Annotated in this window: 2 protein-coding genes; both read left to right on the forward strand. The window is 70.6% G+C overall.

Translation table 11 applies throughout. From position 1 onward, the window contains the following. The coding region (locus ETD83_RS43375; protein ID WP_230421542.1) for a S1 family peptidase at window positions 1-930 on the forward strand (930 nt) is incomplete at its 5' end. Between the two features lie 54 nt (window positions 931-984). Next, window positions 985-1,821: a GNAT family N-acetyltransferase gene (locus tag ETD83_RS41630; protein ID WP_138650736.1), complete on the forward strand. Its 837-nt coding sequence runs from the start codon at window positions 985-987 to the stop codon at window positions 1,819-1,821. Window positions 1,822-1,854: the final 33 nt, after the last annotated feature.

Below are 1,854 nucleotides of genomic sequence, written 5' to 3' on the forward strand. Positions count from 1 at the left end.
GACCCCGCCCCGGAAACCGACTCCGGGGACGAGTCCGCACGTGAGGGCGGTGCCGCCTACGCGTCCGGCGCCGACCCGGCCCGCACCCGCGGCCGTGGCGGCGACGCCGACCGCCCGCGCGGTGCCGTGCCCGGACGCGCGACCGCCGTCCCGCCTCCCGTCGTGGCCGCGCCCGCTCCCGGCTCGGCACCCGCGCCCGACCCCGACCCCGCACCGGACCGGGAACCCGCGCCGGACGACGACCCGGCACCGCCGGACGACCCCGCACCGGACGACGACCCCGCACCCGACGACGACCCCCCACCAGACCGGGAGCCCGAGCCCGATCCGGACGAGCAGCACAGCCTCTTCGGCCCCCCGGACCCCGAGGGCGGAGAGTCGATCTTCGCGCGCGACGGCATCCGCTGCACCCTGGGCTTCAACGTCCGCAAGGCCGACAGCTACTACTTCCTCACCACGGGCGCCTGCGCCGAAGTGGGCCTGAAGATCTACGCCGACCCGATGCTGAACATCAAGCTCGGCACCGTCGTCGCGGTCACGAACGGCAGCATCGGCCTCGTCCGCTATGTCAGCCCCCACGTGGAGAGGCCCGGCAGCGTGGGCACGCCCACGGGGTCGCAGGACGTCACAGGGTCGCGCAACCCGCGAGTGGGCCAGGAGGTCTGCCACACAAGCCCCGACACAGGCATAGAGTGCGGCACCGTGACGGCGCTGAACCAGAGCGTTAGCTTCCCCAAGGGGACGGTCAACGGACTGGTGAGGACGACCATCTGCACAGAGCCCGGCCAAACCCCGGGGGTGCCCTACCTCTCCGGCACCTTCGCGCTGGGCCTGGGATTCACCGTCGGCGGGAACTGCGCCAGCGGCGGATCAACCTACTTCCAGCCGGTCCAGGCAGCCCTCAACGCCTTCGGCGCCGAGGTCTACTGAACGGCGGGGCAAATTCGGTTGTGCGTTCGGACGCGGCCGATCTAGCGTCCGATCATGGACTCACCCGTGCCGGAGGGGCCCGTACGGCTGCTCGGAATCAACGACCTCCCCGCCTGCCAGCGGCTCGCCGAAGACCGCGGCTGGGAACGCGAAGACCGCAAATGGCGGTTCCTGTTCTCGGTCGGCGACGTCTACGGCATCGACGACGGCAACGGCGAACTCGCCGGCACGGTGATCTCCACTCCGTACGGCAAGGACGTCGCCGCCATCAGCATGGTCCTCGTCGCCAAGCGCTACGAGCGGCGCGGCCTCGGCGGACGGTTGATGCGGCACGCCATGGACAACACGGACACGGCGAGCCTCTGCCTGACCGCCACCGATTACGGACGTCCCCTGTACGAGCGTCTGGGATTCCGATCCGTGGGGCTTTGCACGGCGTACAAGGGCGTGGCGGAGGGTCTCTCCAAGCGGGGCGTTACCGTCCCGGTGGAGGCGAGCGACATGCCCGCCGTCCACGCACTCGATACCGAGGTCTCCGGCGCCGACCGCTCCGAACTGGTCAAGCGCCTCCCGTCCTTCTGCGAATCGTTCCGCGTCGTCCGGGACGGGCCAGGCATAGCTGGATTCGGAGGTGCCTGGAAGAACGAGGACTGGTTTCTGGTCGGCCCGGTCATCGCGCAAGACACCGAAACCGCCCTCGCGCTAGTGGACGAAGTCGTTCCCCCGGGCCAGGTGCGCCTCGACATAGACCACCGGCACCCGGAACTGATCGCGTGGGCGGAAGCGCACGGCCTGCGACCCGCCTTCACCACCACGGTCATGGAGTACGGGGCTCCCCTCACCGGCGATCCGTCCCGCCTCTACCTCCCCGTAGCCCAAGCCCTAGGCTGACCCACCCACGCACGTCCGGCCACACCCTAAGGC

The sequence above is a fragment of the Actinomadura soli genome, assembly GCF_005889715.1.
GTDB classification, from domain to species: domain Bacteria; phylum Actinomycetota; class Actinomycetes; order Streptosporangiales; family Streptosporangiaceae; genus Spirillospora; species Spirillospora soli.

Excerpts from the sequence above, each read along its gene's own strand:
- ETD83_RS41630 (WP_138650736.1), top strand. The coding sequence starts at position 985 with ATGGACTCACCCGTGCCGGAGGGGCCCGTACGGCTGCTCGGAATCAAC.